A 14,951-nucleotide genomic window follows, 5' to 3' on the forward strand; every position below is an offset into this window, starting at 1 on the left:
AGTTAGAGCAGTTATTGTTTCTCAAAAAACTTTCGGATACTTATCATTTGGAACCCGTAGCTATAGAGAAAATTATTGTATTGCCTCCACCTGGCACAGATTTTGCTAGTTTTCGTATAGTAGATGATGCCGAAACGGAAGAAAAACAATGGTGGGAGGAGTTAAAGATAGAAAATGAACCCCTTTGGCTTTGTGAAGGAGATATTTTGATTAAGAAAAGATAATTTAAAAATATAAATACAATGAAAGGTATATATCAAATATTTAAATCTGATATAAAAATAGAAGATGTAAAACAAGAAAATGGTATTTTTTGCTGTATGAATGACCATTTTGTCAGTGGAGACAATCAAAAATATATGAAAATGTACGATTGGATGTCTTTCTTTTATGATTTTGGAGAAAAATGGATAGGAAAACTCAAGTATGGAAATGGCATTGACCGCCTGCGTACGGAATTGATGAGCCGCTTGGAATGGAAGAATGCTATTTCGGTGCTTTATGTTTCCATAGGTACAGGGGCAGACTTGCGTTATCTACCCCAAGGGATTGATTTGAAAACAATAAACCTTGTAGGGGCTGATATTTCGATGGGAATGCTCAAAAAATGTAAGAAACAGTGGCAGAAGAAAACAAACCTTACCCTTGTGCAATGTCCCGCAGAGGAATTGCCTTTTGCTGATAATACTTTTGATATTGTTTTTCACAACGGAGGTATCAATTTTTTCAACGATAAAGCCCTTGCTATGAGCGAAATGCTCCGAGTTGCCAAACCAGGAAGCAAGTTGCTTATCGCCGATGAGACAGCCGACTTTGTAGAGACCCAGTACAAGAAAAGCGTCTTTTCTAAATCCTATTTTGAAGGCAAAACAGTTGATTTGAACGCCATAGAACAATGTATCCCAGCATCAGTGACTGAAAAGAAAACAGAATTATTCTGGAATAACAAGTTTTATGGAATTACTTTTAGAAAACCAACTAAATGAACGCCTTACAAAAACGATTAGCACAAATAGGAACGGAACCTCACGAAAATGGCTTGTGTGATGGAATAGTGTTTGAAGATAGTTACAATCGACATTACTGGATCTTCAACCATTACTCCTTTTATGAATGGCTCAAGCACTATATGGTACATTATGCTGGCTTTACTTGGGAGCAAGCAACAGAAAGATTGGCTCAGACTCGCTGGAACGAACCTCCTGAGACAGAAGATGAATTAGGATATACTATGCACGAGCTTACTTATGACCTTGCTATGGAGATAGCCAAAGGAGATAAGCTTTGGCAAGATCGTACTTCTTCCGATAGTGGTTATTCTATAAAGGAAGAGTACTCTTGGTATGAGGAAATCAAAGAAAAATATCAGCTAAATGAAGAATATGAATCATTCGATTTCTTAGAACGCTTCCTAAAAAGAGATAATTATGAGAAGTTTAGCACCTTGGAAATAGAAAAATCTCATTTGTTGGCAGAAGCATTAAAAGTAGGGACAGAGGAGCGTATAGAAATAGATAAAAGCTTTGATTTCTTACTGAAGACTCATCAAAAATGTAAGGTTTTTGACGAACAAATGAAAGAAAAGAATAGAGTACTTCCTCCTTATGATACTCTGAAAGAGATGTTTGATACTTTACCGTCCTTTTCACCAGTTGCTGATATCTATATTCTTGCCAAAGTCTTATTCTATGACAATATTATGAATACAGATTACCTAAAAGGTCACTATATTGGTTATAATATGTATTTGGGGAGTATGTATCTTAAGAAGCAAGAAACACCTATTAGTGTAACACAGATGTTATCTATCAGTGATTATCTAAAAGAAAGCCCTGTGATAGGTGAAAATGGTACATTGGTGGAGTTATTGCTTAAACTTATTGAGAAAAATGCTTTAGAAAAGCAATGGACAGCTGAGCAAGAGGCGTATTTGTTACAAAATATACTCATTATACATCAAAAAATAAATTATTGTGATACCTTAGAACACCTCAATCAAATATTTAAGTATGTTCATAAGGGAAGTTTGTCAACAGTCTTCAATAGTATAAACAAATATAAGTCCCAGTACCGACAAGGAGGAATGCAAATGCTTGAAATAATTTTGCATACAACTTTTTCAAAAGATATATATCAAGACTTTGAACTTAAAAGGGTGCTTGTTTCTCTTTTCAGTGAAGCAGGCAGAGAGTATGTCAAATTTAGAAGAGTAGAGGAAGCCTCTATGAAGAGTGCTTTTCTGGAGAAATGGAAAAATATAAAGCCAAGCTTCTCTCAGAATATACTAGAAGATGTATTCAAAAAGGTTGAAAATCTCAAGCATTATAAAGTGTTACACCTTACTCAAGATGCTGAAGAAATAAACTTTGGGGTAGCCGATACATTGGCTAAAAGTTTTCTCAAAGGGATACAATGGATAAGAGAAGAGCTAACAGGTATACCATATACTCAATCATCTTTAGAAGATCTTTTTGATCAAAAAACAGAAGGTAATATAGACCTCAAAACGTATCTATTAAAGAAAAAGGAATTAGAAACTATGTTGAATTTTCTCTAGTTTGTGATAGGAATAATAGAAAATAAATTCTGTAGAATACAATATCAAGTGCGGAGAATGCAATATCAAGTGCGGAGAACGCAATATTAAGTGTGGGGAACGCAATATTAAGTGTTGGGAACACAATATTAAGTCCGTAGGATACAATATCAAGTGCGGAGAACGCAATATCAAATATAAAACTAATAAAATAGAGAGAAAATAGGCTGAATATTCTCTATTTCTATACAAAAAAGCAACTAAATGAGTTACATTATCTTTAAGAGCAAGCTCATAGAGCAAAAAGTAAAGCAATATCTGAAAAAGAAACACGAAGACCTTCTTGTAAAAGAGGGGAGGAAGGTGTTGGTCAAAGAAGAAGGAGCGCCTTTGATTACCAAAATGCTCATTCATAACGATGATTTGCACTCGGAAGACTTAGCCGACTTGCAAATGTTCCCCAATATAAAGGAATTAGAGTTGCTATCGGACAATATAACTCACTTGGAAGCCTTGCCTCCCTTGGAAAAGCTACAAAAACTCTATTTGAATGTCAAGGCAACAGATTATACACCCCTTGCTAAGTACAAAAAACTTAAAAAAGTAGAGGTTTATGACAGTAGCGTGAGCGATATAACTCCTTTTTGTGAACTTACGAAACTGAAAGAGTTAAAACTATCGTGCAATAAACTCATTTCTTTGGAGGGCATACAACGATTACAAAACCTTACCGAACTTTGGTTGGATAGAAACCAAATCACCGATATATCCCCCTTAGCGTGGTTGCCCAATCTTGAATATTTGCAGTTAGATAGGAACCAAATCAGCGATTTATCCCCATTGAAAGCCCTTAAGAAGCTCAACACTTTATATTTGTATCACAATGAAGTAAAAGACCTTTCCCCTTTGAAGCATTTATCTTTAGAGGAATTGAACTTAGAGCAAAACAAGATAGAAGACCTTAGTGATTTGGTAGGTATGGAGACCCTTCGGAACTTAAAGATATGTTTTAACCCTATAAAAGATGCCTCTCCTTTGCTGAAAATGCCTTATTTAGAGTTTGTTTGTACAGATGCAAAGGATATCTACTTACCTTTAGAACGTTACCTCGGTAAAATTGTAGTAAGAGAAGTCTTTGGAGGGCAGTACCCTAACTTTGAAGAAGCAGATACCTATATATTTAGTAGAAAAGAATGAAAAAAATGACCTTATTAGCCTCTTTGTTAGCGTTGTTCTCTTGTAAAAGAGCGACAGAAGAGCGTAAAGCCACAGAAGCCTTTGCGATACAATCCCTACTTACCTATGAATATTGTGGGGAAAAGGATGGTTTTCAGTATTTCTTATTAGGCAACCAATGGGAGCGTAAAGTGTTCAAAATAAAAAGCTCAGAAATACACATTGATCCTCAATATGCTTTTTACGCTGATCCCTCTTTTGAGCCTAAAATACCTATTACCCCCGTTGAACAAGAAAGAGTCTTTGCCGAAATCCCTATGAATGGACAAAAACTCTATTTGTATAAGGGAGATATCGTACTACGTTATTTCCTTAGCTGTTCTGACCTACACAAAAAAGCTACAGACCAACCTACTTATCTCTATGATGAGGTAAGCCAGCAGGAAGCCGAAGCGCGCCAAGAAGAACGCGCCTACTATATAGGTTATTACAAGGGCGAAAAACTCATTCGTTACCAAAAAATATATAGGGGCGAGGTGTTAGTAGAGAGAATACTGAATGATGAATAAGGATATACAGATACTATTGATTTTCTTTCTTTTTCCTTGTATAGGATACACACAAAAGAAAGACACTATTCCTTCAATGGATATTGAGGAAGAGGAGTCTATAAATACGACTTGTTTTCCTTCAATGGAACAAAAACCTATGTTTGTACAATGTAAGGACGTGAGTGTAAGGGAAAGAGATAGCTGTTTTTATGGTTTTTTCTCCAAGTATATAAAGCAAAGTATCCTTAAAAGTCCCTATAAGGAATTAGAAGGAGAAGCAACCCTCCTTTTCAGGGTGGAAAAGGATGGAAGTGTAAAGCTTGTCCGCTGTGTAGCTTCTTCTCTGTATATAAGGAAAGAGGTGCAACGCACTATGGAGCAATTTCCTAAACTGATTCCTGCACAACAGCGGGGGAAGCCTGTACGCTACTTGTATCGCTGTAAGATTAGATATAAAGAAGAAAATTAATATGATAAAATCTTGGTGCAAGGGACTTGATACAAATGATAAACCACTTCATTAGCTAGTTCCTCCATCAGCAAATTAAACCCCGCCTTCTTAGAAAAAAAGGACGGGGATAATTGAAATATTATTTTGTAAATAAAATTATTATACTTCTACTATACAATAATGAAAACCGATACTTGATAATTCCTTCCACTCTTCTATTTGATGATTTTCTAACAAAGAAAACTCCTTATATTTCTTAGCTAGACTTGGTGTTTTAAAGCACAAAAGACCTTTATGGGGTTTTCCCTTCTCCATTGTAAACATTTCTGATGTTTTTATTTCTTCTTCCTTATATTTTTTTTCATTTGTCAAGAAAACACAGAATCCTTTACAAATTTTTTGTTTAAAACTCTCTTTTATAAACTCCAATCGTGCCACATCTTTCCAAAAGTCATATCTTCCTATAGGTATTGCTCCTTGATCCTTTAGGAATTTTGAATCTTTCAAATCCTCTCCAAATCGCTTAAGATCTATTTGTATAGACTTTGTTTTATATTTAAGTTCTATAGGATAAAAGAATTTATCCTTTTCAATCACAATATCTATATCCATTTTTTCTCTATTAGAGAATGGTAGACTTTCTCCTATTTTTTCCCGTCTTTTTATTTCTTTCTGTACTTTCTCACAATCTATAGGTACAGAATACTCTAAAAAAATCTTATACCCTTTTTCTTTTAGAAAAAGAGCCAAATACATCTGAAATTCACACTCATTGTAAAATGGTGTTATTATATTTTCTAAAAACTCTTCAATATCAGATCTAATATCTTCTTTCATATACATTCAATTTTATAAATTCTCACAATTATTATTTTACCATTCCCTTACTTGATTAATCTCTAACGAATTTATTACCTACTATAATTACTTTCCAACTATTTGCATCAACTTATTGATATCTGTTTTATCCAACTCCTCTATATAGATTCCCTCTACTTGCCAAAGACCACTTTTTATAATCTTTCTCTTAGGAGATTTCTTCCCTAACCAATTTTCAGAAACCGTTATCTGCCCTAATATAACAGCCTTTGAAAGTGTAAAAATTATTCTTTCCTCCCAGTCAAGTCGTTCGGCCTCTGTTTCCACTTCAAAAACAACAAAAGAGAGATTCTCTCTCATATATTTGCTAATTATTTCTTCATTGTCGGTAGAGAGTGCTTTCCCTATATCTTTTCTAAAAATGCAAGATTTTATATTGCCTTTAAAATGTTGGTTTAGACGCTTGTAGAGATTATTGTCTTTCTTATGTGTCCCCACTCTTACTATACGGTCAAGTACTCTTCCATCAGGAGTTGTGATAGTTTCCCCCTTTTCAAAGAATATATAAACTCCATTAGTAGGAAATCCTTTACTACTAAAAGAATGAAAATAACGAGTTAGCTTATCACTATTAAACAATTCGTGCAACTCTAATGCTAATGACTTTTCCATTACTTAAATTTATTTTATTTTTTCATTTAGAAATTTGAGCCTTTGCCCTATACCTTTCCCTTTTAGAGGTAGTTCTAAATTAGACAAACTGTTTTCTATAGGGACTACATAATTTTTTCCAGCTAAAACGATAAATTTATCTTCTCCTATATTAGCCACTTTTTTTAATTCCTCTATCACTTTCGTTCCCCATTTCACTCTATCTTCCTTCTTAGTAATATCCTTTTGAAGAGAGACATCATAAGGAGCAATCACTTTATCAAGCGGAAGTAGATGATGTTTTGCTGACAAAATATAGATATTATCTGTTGTAGTAAGAGTCTTCGCATAGGCTAGACTCTTTTTAAACAAAGGACTTATATATAAATCCTCAGCTTTCGATTTTTCTTTTGCTTTTTTGGCTACACAGGATATAAGTACAATCGTCTTCATTTTATAAAAATGAGAATTTAACCACACAAAAATACTACTTTCTCTCTATTTTTACAAATATTTTTGATAACTTTATATAGATATTGCGAATATACATTAGAAAAATTAGAATCCAAGCGACGACCTCACTGGAAAACAAAGGATTATGAAGAAATACAACAATACCTTATTGCTCTTAAAAGTTGTAAGAAGACACAATTCTCTGTAAGAAATAGCATTAAGCAACAACTAAGACAACTAGCACAGAAGACAAATTTTGGAGTAGTAGAGCAGCTCATCAAAGTCTTTGACAGCTGAAAAAGAGTGGTGTCTTTATAGGTTTTTTTCTATTTAGATGCTTGTATGATAGAGACGCTCATCAGGTTTGTATAACTTAGTAAAATAATGTACTTTTGTTCCTTAAGAAAGGCTCTTTCTAAGTATTTGATAGCAGACAAAACAGTCTTAACAGTGAAGGTAGAAAAAAAGAGTATATTCAAAAAAATATTAATAAGAGCCTGAAAGGTAAGGAAAAAGATTATGAGCAGACAGGTGAATTTTTATGCCTCTGATACTGATAGAAAAATCATAGCAGATATATTATGTGAGCATTTTGGAGAAATGATAGAGGTTCCCAGTCACAAGGATAGCCTACAACTATTTGAAGATACAGTGGATAAAAGGTTCTACCTCCTAACTGATCTCGACAGTAAGGAACATATTACCTATAGGGAGCACACTTATTATGACCAGAGGGAAGCCCTTGTATTAGATGAATATAATAGTTGTATATTAGAATATTCTACAGCTTTCAAAAATCCCACGAGAGCCTATGTAAGTGGACGTTTTTATACTCGTACAAATCATAAAGATTTTTCCACAAAAGTGGCAAAATTCTTTTACCAAACTTAAAAAGATATTCATCTACCTGAAGCCTCAAAAACTTTATATTTCAAAAAATATAGGCTTGGATAGTGCCTTATTCCTTTTGTCCAATAGGATTGTTAAGCTTAGTACCGATGGTGTGGAAGAGGTCATACAAGATGTAAAAAAGACTTCTAAAAAAGCTCCTTCTGTAAAAGTGATTCCAGACAAAATAAATATCTTTAATAAGAAGTAACTTTTATATCTACTAAAGTAGGAAGCAATAGCCCTTATCCTTGACACTCTATATAGGCAGTATCTCCGCTGTAAGTCCCGCATTGAGGAGCTTACTACAGCGAGGTAAGAGATCCTCATAGGAACCTTCTTTCACAGGACATTTGCCAGAATAATGGACAATCAGAGCACACTGTTGTGCTTGCTCAAGGGTATGTTCACAGATATCCATCAGTAATTCTATCACATAATCAAAGGTATTATAATCATCATTATAGAGCATAATCTGATAAGAATCTGCGTACTGCGTTAGAACTTCATCTTGGGTTTCCTGTTCTGGAGTAGGTTGTGTATGAGGCATTGGTTTAATCGCTTTTCTTTTTATTTTTCTTTCTGTCATTTGCACGGAAGTAGGCACGCTTAGCAGCCCGTTCTTCGGCTTTCTTTTTGGAAGTATCGTGTGCCTTGGCATATACTTTCTCATTGATCATTACTTTTGCTTGGAAATATTTAGTCCTTCCCTTATAAGAAGGATCTTCCTCTGCTAAGAATACAATAGTCTTATGATACTTCTGCGCCCACTCCACCATCAAGGACTTGTAGCTAATCACCTTGTGCTCCAAGTCTTTCATACTCAAGTTAGTATCAATGAGAATACGATGTATAAACTCAGAGGCTTTCTGATAGCCTCTGTCCAAGTAGATAGCTCCTACCAAGGCTTCGAGTAAGTTTCCAGAGAGATTTGTTCCCAAGAGTACTTTCTTTTCAGTAAGGAGATAGTCCTTTAATTGTAATTGGTCTCCTATGAGGTTCAGGTGGTTACGCCTTACCATACGGGTGCGCATCTTGGTAAGCTCTCCTTCACTTTTCTCTGGGGCTTGTAAGAATACAAAATGGGCAATAACAGCTCCTAGTATAGCATCTCCTAGGAACTCTAAGCGTTCATAATTTACAGTAGAATGAGAAGACGTTAAGGAAGGTGTTCCTAGAGTAAAAGCCTCCTGATAGTAATGGATTTGCTTAGGAGGAAACCCTAAGAGTTTTTCCATTTTTACAAAAAATATCCCGTCTTTTCTCTGAAAGCGGGACATTATTTTCTTAAAGAATAGCATCTAATCTATTTTTTTGAATAGCACACAAGCATTATGTCCTCCAAAGCCAAAGGTATTGCTCATAGCTACATTTACAGTGCGTTTTTGTGCTTTATTGAAGGTAAAATTAAGCTTCTGGTCAATATTTTCATCGGGATTAACAAAGTTAATCGTAGGAGGAACTATCTGGTGTTCTATCGCCAGAACGGAAGCAATTGCCTCAATAGCACCTGCTGCTCCTAACAAGTGTCCTGTCATTGATTTGGTGGAATTGAGGTTAAGCTTATAAGCATGTTCGCCAAAAGCCTCTCTCACAGCTTTAGTTTCGGCTATATCTCCTTGTGGTGTAGAGGTTCCGTGAAGGTTAATAGCATCTACTTCCTCAAGAGCTACTTTAGCATCAGCAAGGCAGTTAAGCATTACCGCCTTAGCTCCTATTCCTTCTGGATGAGGGGCTGTTAGGTGATAAGCATCGGCAGAGAGTCCTCCTCCTGCAAGCTCGCAATATATCTTAGCTCCGCGCGCTTTAGCGTGCTCATATTCTTCTAAAATAAGGGCTCCTGCACCTTCCCCGAGAACAAAGCCATCTCGAGTAACATCATAAGGGCGAGAAGCAGTCTTATAGTCATCATTACGTGTAGAAAGGGCGTGTAGTGCATTGAATCCTCCGATACCCGCTTCATTAACAGCTGCTTCGGAGCCTCCCGTAACAATTACATCTGCATATCCTAAACGAATATAGTTCAGGGCATCTATAAGTGCGTTAGCTGAAGATGCACAGGCAGATACGGTGGTAAAGTTAGGCCCTCTAAGCCCATGACGGATAGAAATCATTCCTGGCGCTATATCTGCAATCATTTTAGGAATAAAAAAAGGATTGAAACGAGGAGTCCCATCACCTTTGCCAAAAGCAAGAACTTCCTCTTGGAAAGTCATTAGTCCTCCAATGCCTGCACCCCAGATGACACCAATGCGGTCTTTGTTTTCCCTCTCAAGGTCAATTCCTGAGTTCTTTAGAGCTTCATCAGAGGCTACAATGGCCAATTGAGTAAATCGATCCATCTTACGCACCTCTTTTTTGTCTATAAATTGGGTTGCATCGAATCCCTTTACCTCACAGGCGAATTGAGTTTTGAACTTGGAGGCATCAAAATGAGTAATGAGGTTTGCCCCACTTTCTCCCTTGATAAGGCCTTCCCAGTAGGATTCCAAAGTATTCCCTATAGGAGTAATCGCTCCTAATCCAGTTACAACTACACGTCTTGTTTGCATAATAATGAGGTTTTTCTATTAAAGTTTGTAGCAACTACATATACCAAACGGGGAGTTCCCTCCCCGTAGAGTATTTTTCAGGTGAGAGAATGCTATTGTTTTGCTTCTTCTATGTATTTAATAGCTTGTCCCACAGTAGAAATGTTTTCAGCCTGATCATCAGGGATTTGGATATCAAATTCTTTTTCAAATTCCATAATAAGTTCTACTGTATCCAGTGAATCTGCTCCCAAATCACTTGTGAAGCTTGCTTCTGCAACTACTTCTGTTTCATCTACGCCGAGCTTATCCACGATAATAGCTTTTACTCTTGATGCGATGTCTGACATAATTTAAAAATTTTTAATTTATTCCGTTGCAAAAGTAAGAAAGTTTTTTTGAATAACATTACATTGTTGAAAAAAAACCATTTATTTTTATGTAATAAACTATAAATCAAATATTTAAATCATTTAAAAATTATAAAATTAACCTCTAAAAACTACTTTTGAAGCTCTTATAGTAGCTGGGAAAAATGATTTCATACGAAAATTACTCCTCTAATTCCTTATTTTGATATGAAAAACGAAAAATATTTATTACTTTTGCCCATTATTTCACAGCATATGAAAAAGTATTTTCTTCTATTGCTCTTATGTTCCTTCGGAACTTCTTTTAGTCAGAAATTCACCCTTTCAGGAAGTGTTAGTAGTCCTTATGAAGGGAAGCTATATTTATGGTATAATAACCAAGTAGATAGCACTTTAGTTAGCCATAAAGAATTCACATTTTCAGGGAATATCCCCTACCCTATGAAAGCCTCACTATCAACAAGTAAGACTTTCAAGGACACTGGTTTTTTTATCCTTGAGGAAGGAGACCTACGAGTAGATATTGCCATAGAGAATAGGCGACAAGTTTATTTCAAGAGTATCCAAGGAAGCCAAACGCTTGATTTGGTGAAGAATTTTATGCTTTTTAAAAGCAAAAACCAGAGAACAACCAATTCCTCTGAGCTGTTAAGCCTACGCTTGGAGGAGCTTATCCGAAAATCTCCCAAAAGCCAATTCAATGGAATCCTTCTCTCGGACTTGCTTATGGATAGGGATATTTCTTACACACAAGGAAAACGATTATATGGATTGCTTGATAGAAAAACACAAGACCCTGATGACTTACAAAAAATTGATGTCCTCCTTAATGCAATGAGTAAAACTCAGTTAGGAAGTCTATTCCCTGATATAGAGTTCTCCTCTGAGAAAGCCACTGAACGGCTCTCTTCTGTGAGAAAAAGCCTTACTTTAGTACTCTTTACAGCTTCGGATTGTGTAGTTTGTGTAGAGGCTGATAGACAATTTGGAAACCTCTATAAGGACTACCATCGCTCCCACGGATTTACAATTTATTCGGTAGCTGTAGAGAGTGACAAAAATACTTGGATAGACTATATTCACAGAGAAGGTATCAAATGGCCTCATACTATTGCCCCTAAGAAATTCAATGATGAAACCCTAAAATCCTTAGGGATTACGAATATTCCTTCTAACTTTCTTCTGGACGAAGAGGGAAAGATTATCGCTGTAAATATCTCTCCCAAAGGAGTACATCGCTTACTTGATCCTCAGGCAGCTGCCTTAGTTCCTGTTCCTAAAAAAGAAAAGAAAAACCTTAAAACCACTCCTACAAACAAACCCAATTCTAAAAAGAAAAAATAATGAATCCCGAACTTGTCAAATACATTGGTTACCTTGCTTCTGTATTTATTGTGTTAAGCTTTATTGTAAGGAGTGTCTCTCTGATACGCCTGATTAACTTATTGGGCTGTATCTGCTTTGTTATCTATGGAGCTTTCAGTAAAGAGATACTCTGGCCTGTAATCATCCCCAACGCTGTTATTTGTTTGGTACAGGTATATTACTTATGGATAAAAAAATAATTCACAAAAAAATCAAAATGAAATTCTTATCTTATTCCTTTATATTCCTGACTATATTTCTCTCGGGCTGTAGAACAACCAAAACAACTACTTCCCAGATGGAAAGCAAGCTCTTACTCTCAGAGAAGGATATCCTTAAGGCTCATACTGAAGCCTTCCCTTCTTTTGAGACCTTAGTAGGCACCTTAAATGTCTCTTATGATAATGGTAAGAAACAACAGAGCCTTCCACTTTCTTTCCGTATGAAAAAAGATGAAGCGCTCTGGCTGAGTGCTCCTTTGGGAATTGCTAAAGCTTTAATCACCAAGGATAAAGTACAATTCTATAACAAACTTGATAACACCTATTTTGAAGGTGATTATAGCATTTCTTCACAATACCTAGGGATTCCCCTTAGCTTTGAGATGCTTCAAAATCTACTCTTAGGACAGATTCTTTTACAAAAAGAAATAATAGATGTTCAACCCTTCAATGATGGATATAGAGGTAATGTCTCTTCTGAAAATTTAGATATTGCTTTTGTATTGACTCAACAATGTAAAGTAGATAATACTCAGATCCGACAGAAAGGAAAAGAGCGCTCCTTACAGGCTTCTTATAGCTATCAGCAAGTAGATCATATCCTCTTCCCTTGGGATCTTCATCTACTGGTAGAGGCTGAGGAATTTATACAAATCAAACTCAAATTCAGCAATTTACAACGCAATGTCGCGGTAAAATTCCCTTATAGTGTCCCCTCTGGTTATCAACCTCTAACTCTTGAACCCTGATGCGTATATTCTTTTTTACCTTGCTTTTCTTTTCTCTATCTGTTAGTATAGCGCAGCATTCTAAGAAACAGAAGGAATTGGAGAACCAGAAGAAAGCTCTCTTGGCTCAAATCCAAGAGATGTCCGCTCTACGCTCTCAGCAAGCACAAGAAAGACAGACGCTTTCATCTCAAATTCAGGAACTTAGCGAGAAAATACAAACTCGTAGTCAGCTTATCCGTATTACTAATCATCAAGCAAACTTACTCAACCAACAGATTAAGGAGAACCAACAACAAATCAATTCTCTAGAAAGTGAATTGGCTAGCCTAAAGAAAAGTTATGCCAATGTAATTGCTCAGTCTTACAAAACACGTTCCCGAAGAAGCCAATGGTTATACATTCTTGCTTCTGAGGACTTTGCTCAAGGATACAAACGACTTAAGTATATCCAGCAATACAGCCAATACCGCAAGAATCAAGCCCTTGAAATCCAAGAGAAAAACCAGCTCCTGAAGCAGTTCAATGATTCTCTATCGCTACAATACAAGTACCAACAACAAATTCTCTCTGAAAACCAAAAAGAACAGAGTAAACTCTCCCAAGAGAAGAAAGAGCAAGAATTATTAGTGGCTTCTATCAAAAAGAAAGAAAGTGACTATGCAGAACAAATCCGTAAAAAACAGGCGCAAGCCAACAAAATAGACAAAGAAATAGATAGACTTATCCGTATGGCTATCGCAGAAGCCAACGCCAAGAAAGCTAAAAGTTCAGCTCCCAAAGGAAAGAACAAATCTTCCTCTGAAGCTACTCATACCGATCGTACCTTTGACCTTACCCCAGAGGGAAAGGCTCTTTCTTCGGATTTTGAGGCTAACAAAGGAAAGCTTATCTGGCCTATTGAAAGAGGATATAAGTCCCAAGGCTTTGGTACCTATGATGACCCTGTATATCCTGACCTTAAGCATTACAATAATGGTATCACCTTGGTTGCTCCAAGAGGTTCTGAAGCTCGCTGTGTATTCAATGGGGAAGTATCTGCCGTTATTTCTGTCCCAGGAGGAAATAAAGCTGTACAGGTAAGGCATGGTAACTTTATTACTATTTACTATAACCTCATTGAGGTATTCGTAAGCAAAGGGCAGAAAGTATTCCCAAAAACCCCTTTAGGGCGTATATTTACCGATAGTGAAGGAAAAACTGAAATGAAATTCTTTGTGTATAAAAATACCAATAAGCTCAACCCTGAACACTGGATTCGAGAATAAAACAACAGAACAATGTCAAAACTAAAACTTTGGAAGCAAGACCCTTTTGGTCACGCTCTATGGATAAAAAAACTGATTATTCGCACTCTAGGAATGCTTACCCATCGGCGTTATCGGGGTTTTAACAACCTACATATAGAAGGCTCTGAAATTATTCGCTCCCTTCCTAAAAGAGGCGTACTATTTATCTCCAATCACCAGACCTACTTTGCTGATGTTATCGCAATGTACCACGTATTCAACGCCAGCCTTAAAGGGAGAGTCAATTCTCTAAAAAATATAGGTTATGTCTGGAGACCCAAATTGAACATATATTATGTCGCTGCTTCCGAGACAATGCACGCCGGCTTATTACCCAAAATATTAGCCTATGTAGGCGCTGTACAAGTGAGTCGTACTTGGAGAGAGAAAGGAAAGGAAATCCATCGAGAAGTAAATCCAGATGATATTAAAAACATAGGAATCGCGCTTTCTGACGGCTGGCTTATCACCTTCCCACAGGGAACAACTTCTCCTTGGAAACCCATTCGAAAGGGAACCGCTCATCTGATAAAAACCTATCAACCTATTGTAGTGCCCATTGTCATTGATGGATTCCGCCGTTCGTTTGACAAAAAAGGAGTTACGGTCAAGAAAAAAGGTATCCAACAGATAATGCGTATAAAACCACCTTTGGAAATTGATTATGAGAACGAAAGCATAGAAGAAATTGTGGAAAAAGTAGCTTTTGCTATAGAACAACATCCTTCTTTCATGAAAAACAATAAGGATTCATAGGCTGTTAATAACTTATTTTCTAAAAAATCTTTTTTTTATTTTGTAGAACAAAAAAATGTCGTATATTTGCACCTCGCAAAGCAGATGTTTTTTTGCTTTGAAAAATAGTATTGCCGGTATAGCTCAGTTGGCCAGAGCACGTGATTTGTAATCTCGGGGTCGTGG

At 36.2% G+C, this 14,951-nt stretch carries 21 protein-coding genes; 14 read left to right on the plus strand and 7 right to left on the minus strand.

Annotation, left to right across the window (positions count from 1 at the left end):
- From RYK20_RS09350 to RYK20_RS09375, 6 genes are all read left to right on the plus strand, one after another.
- Positions 1-224: cell-division protein (locus RYK20_RS09350; RefSeq protein WP_314895216.1), on the plus strand; the 224-nt coding region annotated here is incomplete at its 5' end.
- Positions 225-242: 18 nt separating this feature from the next.
- Positions 243-986 (plus strand): methyltransferase domain-containing protein, encoded by a 744-nt coding sequence (locus tag RYK20_RS09355; protein WP_314895217.1) that lies wholly within the window; start codon positions 243-245, stop codon positions 984-986.
- On the plus strand, positions 983-2,557 hold the full coding sequence (locus tag RYK20_RS09360; RefSeq protein ID WP_314895218.1) for a hypothetical protein: 1,575 nt from the start codon (positions 983-985) through the stop codon (positions 2,555-2,557). The genes RYK20_RS09355 and RYK20_RS09360 overlap by 4 nt, the downstream gene beginning before the upstream one ends.
- Positions 2,558-2,800: 243 nt before the next feature.
- Positions 2,801-3,733 carry a leucine-rich repeat domain-containing protein gene (locus RYK20_RS09365; protein ID WP_314895219.1) on the plus strand — a complete coding sequence of 311 codons (933 nt, stop codon included), beginning with the start codon at positions 2,801-2,803 and terminating at the stop codon, positions 3,731-3,733.
- A 5-nt stretch (positions 3,734-3,738) separates the two neighbouring features.
- On the plus strand, positions 3,739-4,281 hold the full coding sequence (locus tag RYK20_RS09370; RefSeq protein WP_314895220.1) for a hypothetical protein: 543 nt from the start codon (positions 3,739-3,741) through the stop codon (positions 4,279-4,281).
- The gene (locus RYK20_RS09375) at positions 4,271-4,732 is read left to right on the plus strand and encodes an energy transducer TonB (protein ID WP_314895221.1); all 462 of its coding nucleotides are present in this window, start codon (positions 4,271-4,273) and stop codon (positions 4,730-4,732) included. Before RYK20_RS09370 ends, RYK20_RS09375 begins: the two co-directional genes overlap by 11 nt.
- Before the next feature lie 141 nt (positions 4,733-4,873).
- Here RYK20_RS09375 and RYK20_RS09380 read toward each other — a convergent pair whose 3' ends face one another.
- The 3 genes from RYK20_RS09380 to RYK20_RS09390 form a co-directional block, all read right to left on the minus strand.
- Positions 4,874-5,551 carry a hypothetical protein gene (locus RYK20_RS09380; protein ID WP_314895222.1) on the minus strand — a complete coding sequence of 226 codons (678 nt, stop codon included), beginning with the start codon at positions 5,549-5,551 and terminating at the stop codon, positions 4,874-4,876.
- 87 nt (positions 5,552-5,638) lie between these two features.
- Positions 5,639-6,205, minus strand: a complete 567-nt coding sequence (locus RYK20_RS09385; protein ID WP_314895223.1) for a hypothetical protein — start codon at positions 6,203-6,205, stop codon at positions 5,639-5,641.
- 9 nt (positions 6,206-6,214) lie between these two features.
- Entirely contained in the window at positions 6,215-6,637 is a 423-nt protein-coding gene (locus RYK20_RS09390; RefSeq protein WP_314895224.1) for a DUF6884 domain-containing protein, read from the minus strand.
- Positions 6,638-6,700: 63 nt separating this feature from the next.
- Between RYK20_RS09390 and RYK20_RS09395 the strand changes: the two genes are divergently transcribed.
- The 3 genes from RYK20_RS09395 (at position 6,701) to RYK20_RS09405 (ending at position 7,736) form a co-directional block, all read left to right on the plus strand.
- Positions 6,701-6,934 carry a hypothetical protein gene (locus RYK20_RS09395; RefSeq protein ID WP_314895225.1) on the plus strand — a complete coding sequence of 78 codons (234 nt, stop codon included), beginning with the start codon at positions 6,701-6,703 and terminating at the stop codon, positions 6,932-6,934.
- Positions 6,935-7,156: 222 nt separating this feature from the next.
- Positions 7,157-7,528 carry a hypothetical protein gene (locus RYK20_RS09400; RefSeq protein WP_314895226.1) on the plus strand — a complete coding sequence of 124 codons (372 nt, stop codon included), beginning with the start codon at positions 7,157-7,159 and terminating at the stop codon, positions 7,526-7,528.
- 55 nt (positions 7,529-7,583) lie between these two features.
- Positions 7,584-7,736 carry a hypothetical protein gene (locus RYK20_RS09405; RefSeq protein ID WP_314895227.1) on the plus strand — a complete coding sequence of 51 codons (153 nt, stop codon included), beginning with the start codon at positions 7,584-7,586 and terminating at the stop codon, positions 7,734-7,736.
- Positions 7,737-7,784: 48 nt separating this feature from the next.
- On the opposite strand, the gene RYK20_RS09410 is transcribed toward RYK20_RS09405, so the two are convergent.
- The 4 genes from RYK20_RS09410 to RYK20_RS09425 form a co-directional block, all read right to left on the minus strand.
- Positions 7,785-8,075: an ATP-dependent Clp protease adaptor ClpS gene (locus RYK20_RS09410; RefSeq protein WP_297979012.1), complete on the minus strand. Its 291-nt coding sequence runs from the start codon at positions 8,073-8,075 to the stop codon at positions 7,785-7,787.
- Between the two features lie 4 nt (positions 8,076-8,079).
- Positions 8,080-8,826, minus strand: coding sequence for a ribonuclease III family protein (locus tag RYK20_RS09415; RefSeq protein ID WP_297979010.1), 747 nt, complete (start codon positions 8,824-8,826; stop codon positions 8,080-8,082).
- Positions 8,827-10,077, minus strand: coding sequence for a beta-ketoacyl-ACP synthase II (gene fabF / locus RYK20_RS09420; RefSeq protein ID WP_314895228.1), 1,251 nt, complete (start codon positions 10,075-10,077; stop codon positions 8,827-8,829). It lies immediately after the preceding gene.
- A gap of 92 nt (positions 10,078-10,169) precedes the next feature.
- On the minus strand, positions 10,170-10,406 hold the full coding sequence (locus RYK20_RS09425) for an acyl carrier protein (protein ID WP_297979006.1): 237 nt from the start codon (positions 10,404-10,406) through the stop codon (positions 10,170-10,172).
- Positions 10,407-10,682: 276 nt separating this feature from the next.
- On the opposite strand from RYK20_RS09425, the gene RYK20_RS09430 reads away from it, so the two are divergent.
- The 5 genes from RYK20_RS09430 to RYK20_RS09450 are packed head-to-tail and all read left to right on the plus strand — an operon-like array spanning position 10,683 to position 14,786.
- On the plus strand, positions 10,683-11,771 hold the full coding sequence (locus RYK20_RS09430) for a TlpA disulfide reductase family protein (RefSeq protein ID WP_311455932.1): 1,089 nt from the start codon (positions 10,683-10,685) through the stop codon (positions 11,769-11,771).
- Positions 11,771-11,992 carry a uroporphyrinogen decarboxylase gene (locus RYK20_RS09435; RefSeq protein ID WP_314895229.1) on the plus strand — a complete coding sequence of 74 codons (222 nt, stop codon included), beginning with the start codon at positions 11,771-11,773 and terminating at the stop codon, positions 11,990-11,992. Before RYK20_RS09430 ends, RYK20_RS09435 begins: the two co-directional genes overlap by 1 nt.
- 17 nt (positions 11,993-12,009) lie before the next feature.
- The gene (locus RYK20_RS09440; protein ID WP_314803238.1) at positions 12,010-12,762 is read left to right on the plus strand and encodes a DUF4292 domain-containing protein; all 753 of its coding nucleotides are present in this window, start codon (positions 12,010-12,012) and stop codon (positions 12,760-12,762) included.
- Positions 12,762-14,009: a peptidoglycan DD-metalloendopeptidase family protein gene (locus tag RYK20_RS09445; RefSeq protein WP_314895230.1), complete on the plus strand. Its 1,248-nt coding sequence runs from the start codon at positions 12,762-12,764 to the stop codon at positions 14,007-14,009. Before RYK20_RS09440 ends, RYK20_RS09445 begins: the two co-directional genes overlap by 1 nt.
- A gap of 12 nt (positions 14,010-14,021) precedes the next feature.
- Entirely contained in the window at positions 14,022-14,786 is a 765-nt protein-coding gene (locus RYK20_RS09450; RefSeq protein ID WP_314895231.1) for a 1-acyl-sn-glycerol-3-phosphate acyltransferase, read from the plus strand.
- Positions 14,787-14,951: the final 165 nt, after the last annotated feature.

Source organism: uncultured Capnocytophaga sp. (assembly GCF_963525585.1).
Lineage (GTDB): Bacteria > Bacteroidota > Bacteroidia > Flavobacteriales > Flavobacteriaceae > Capnocytophaga.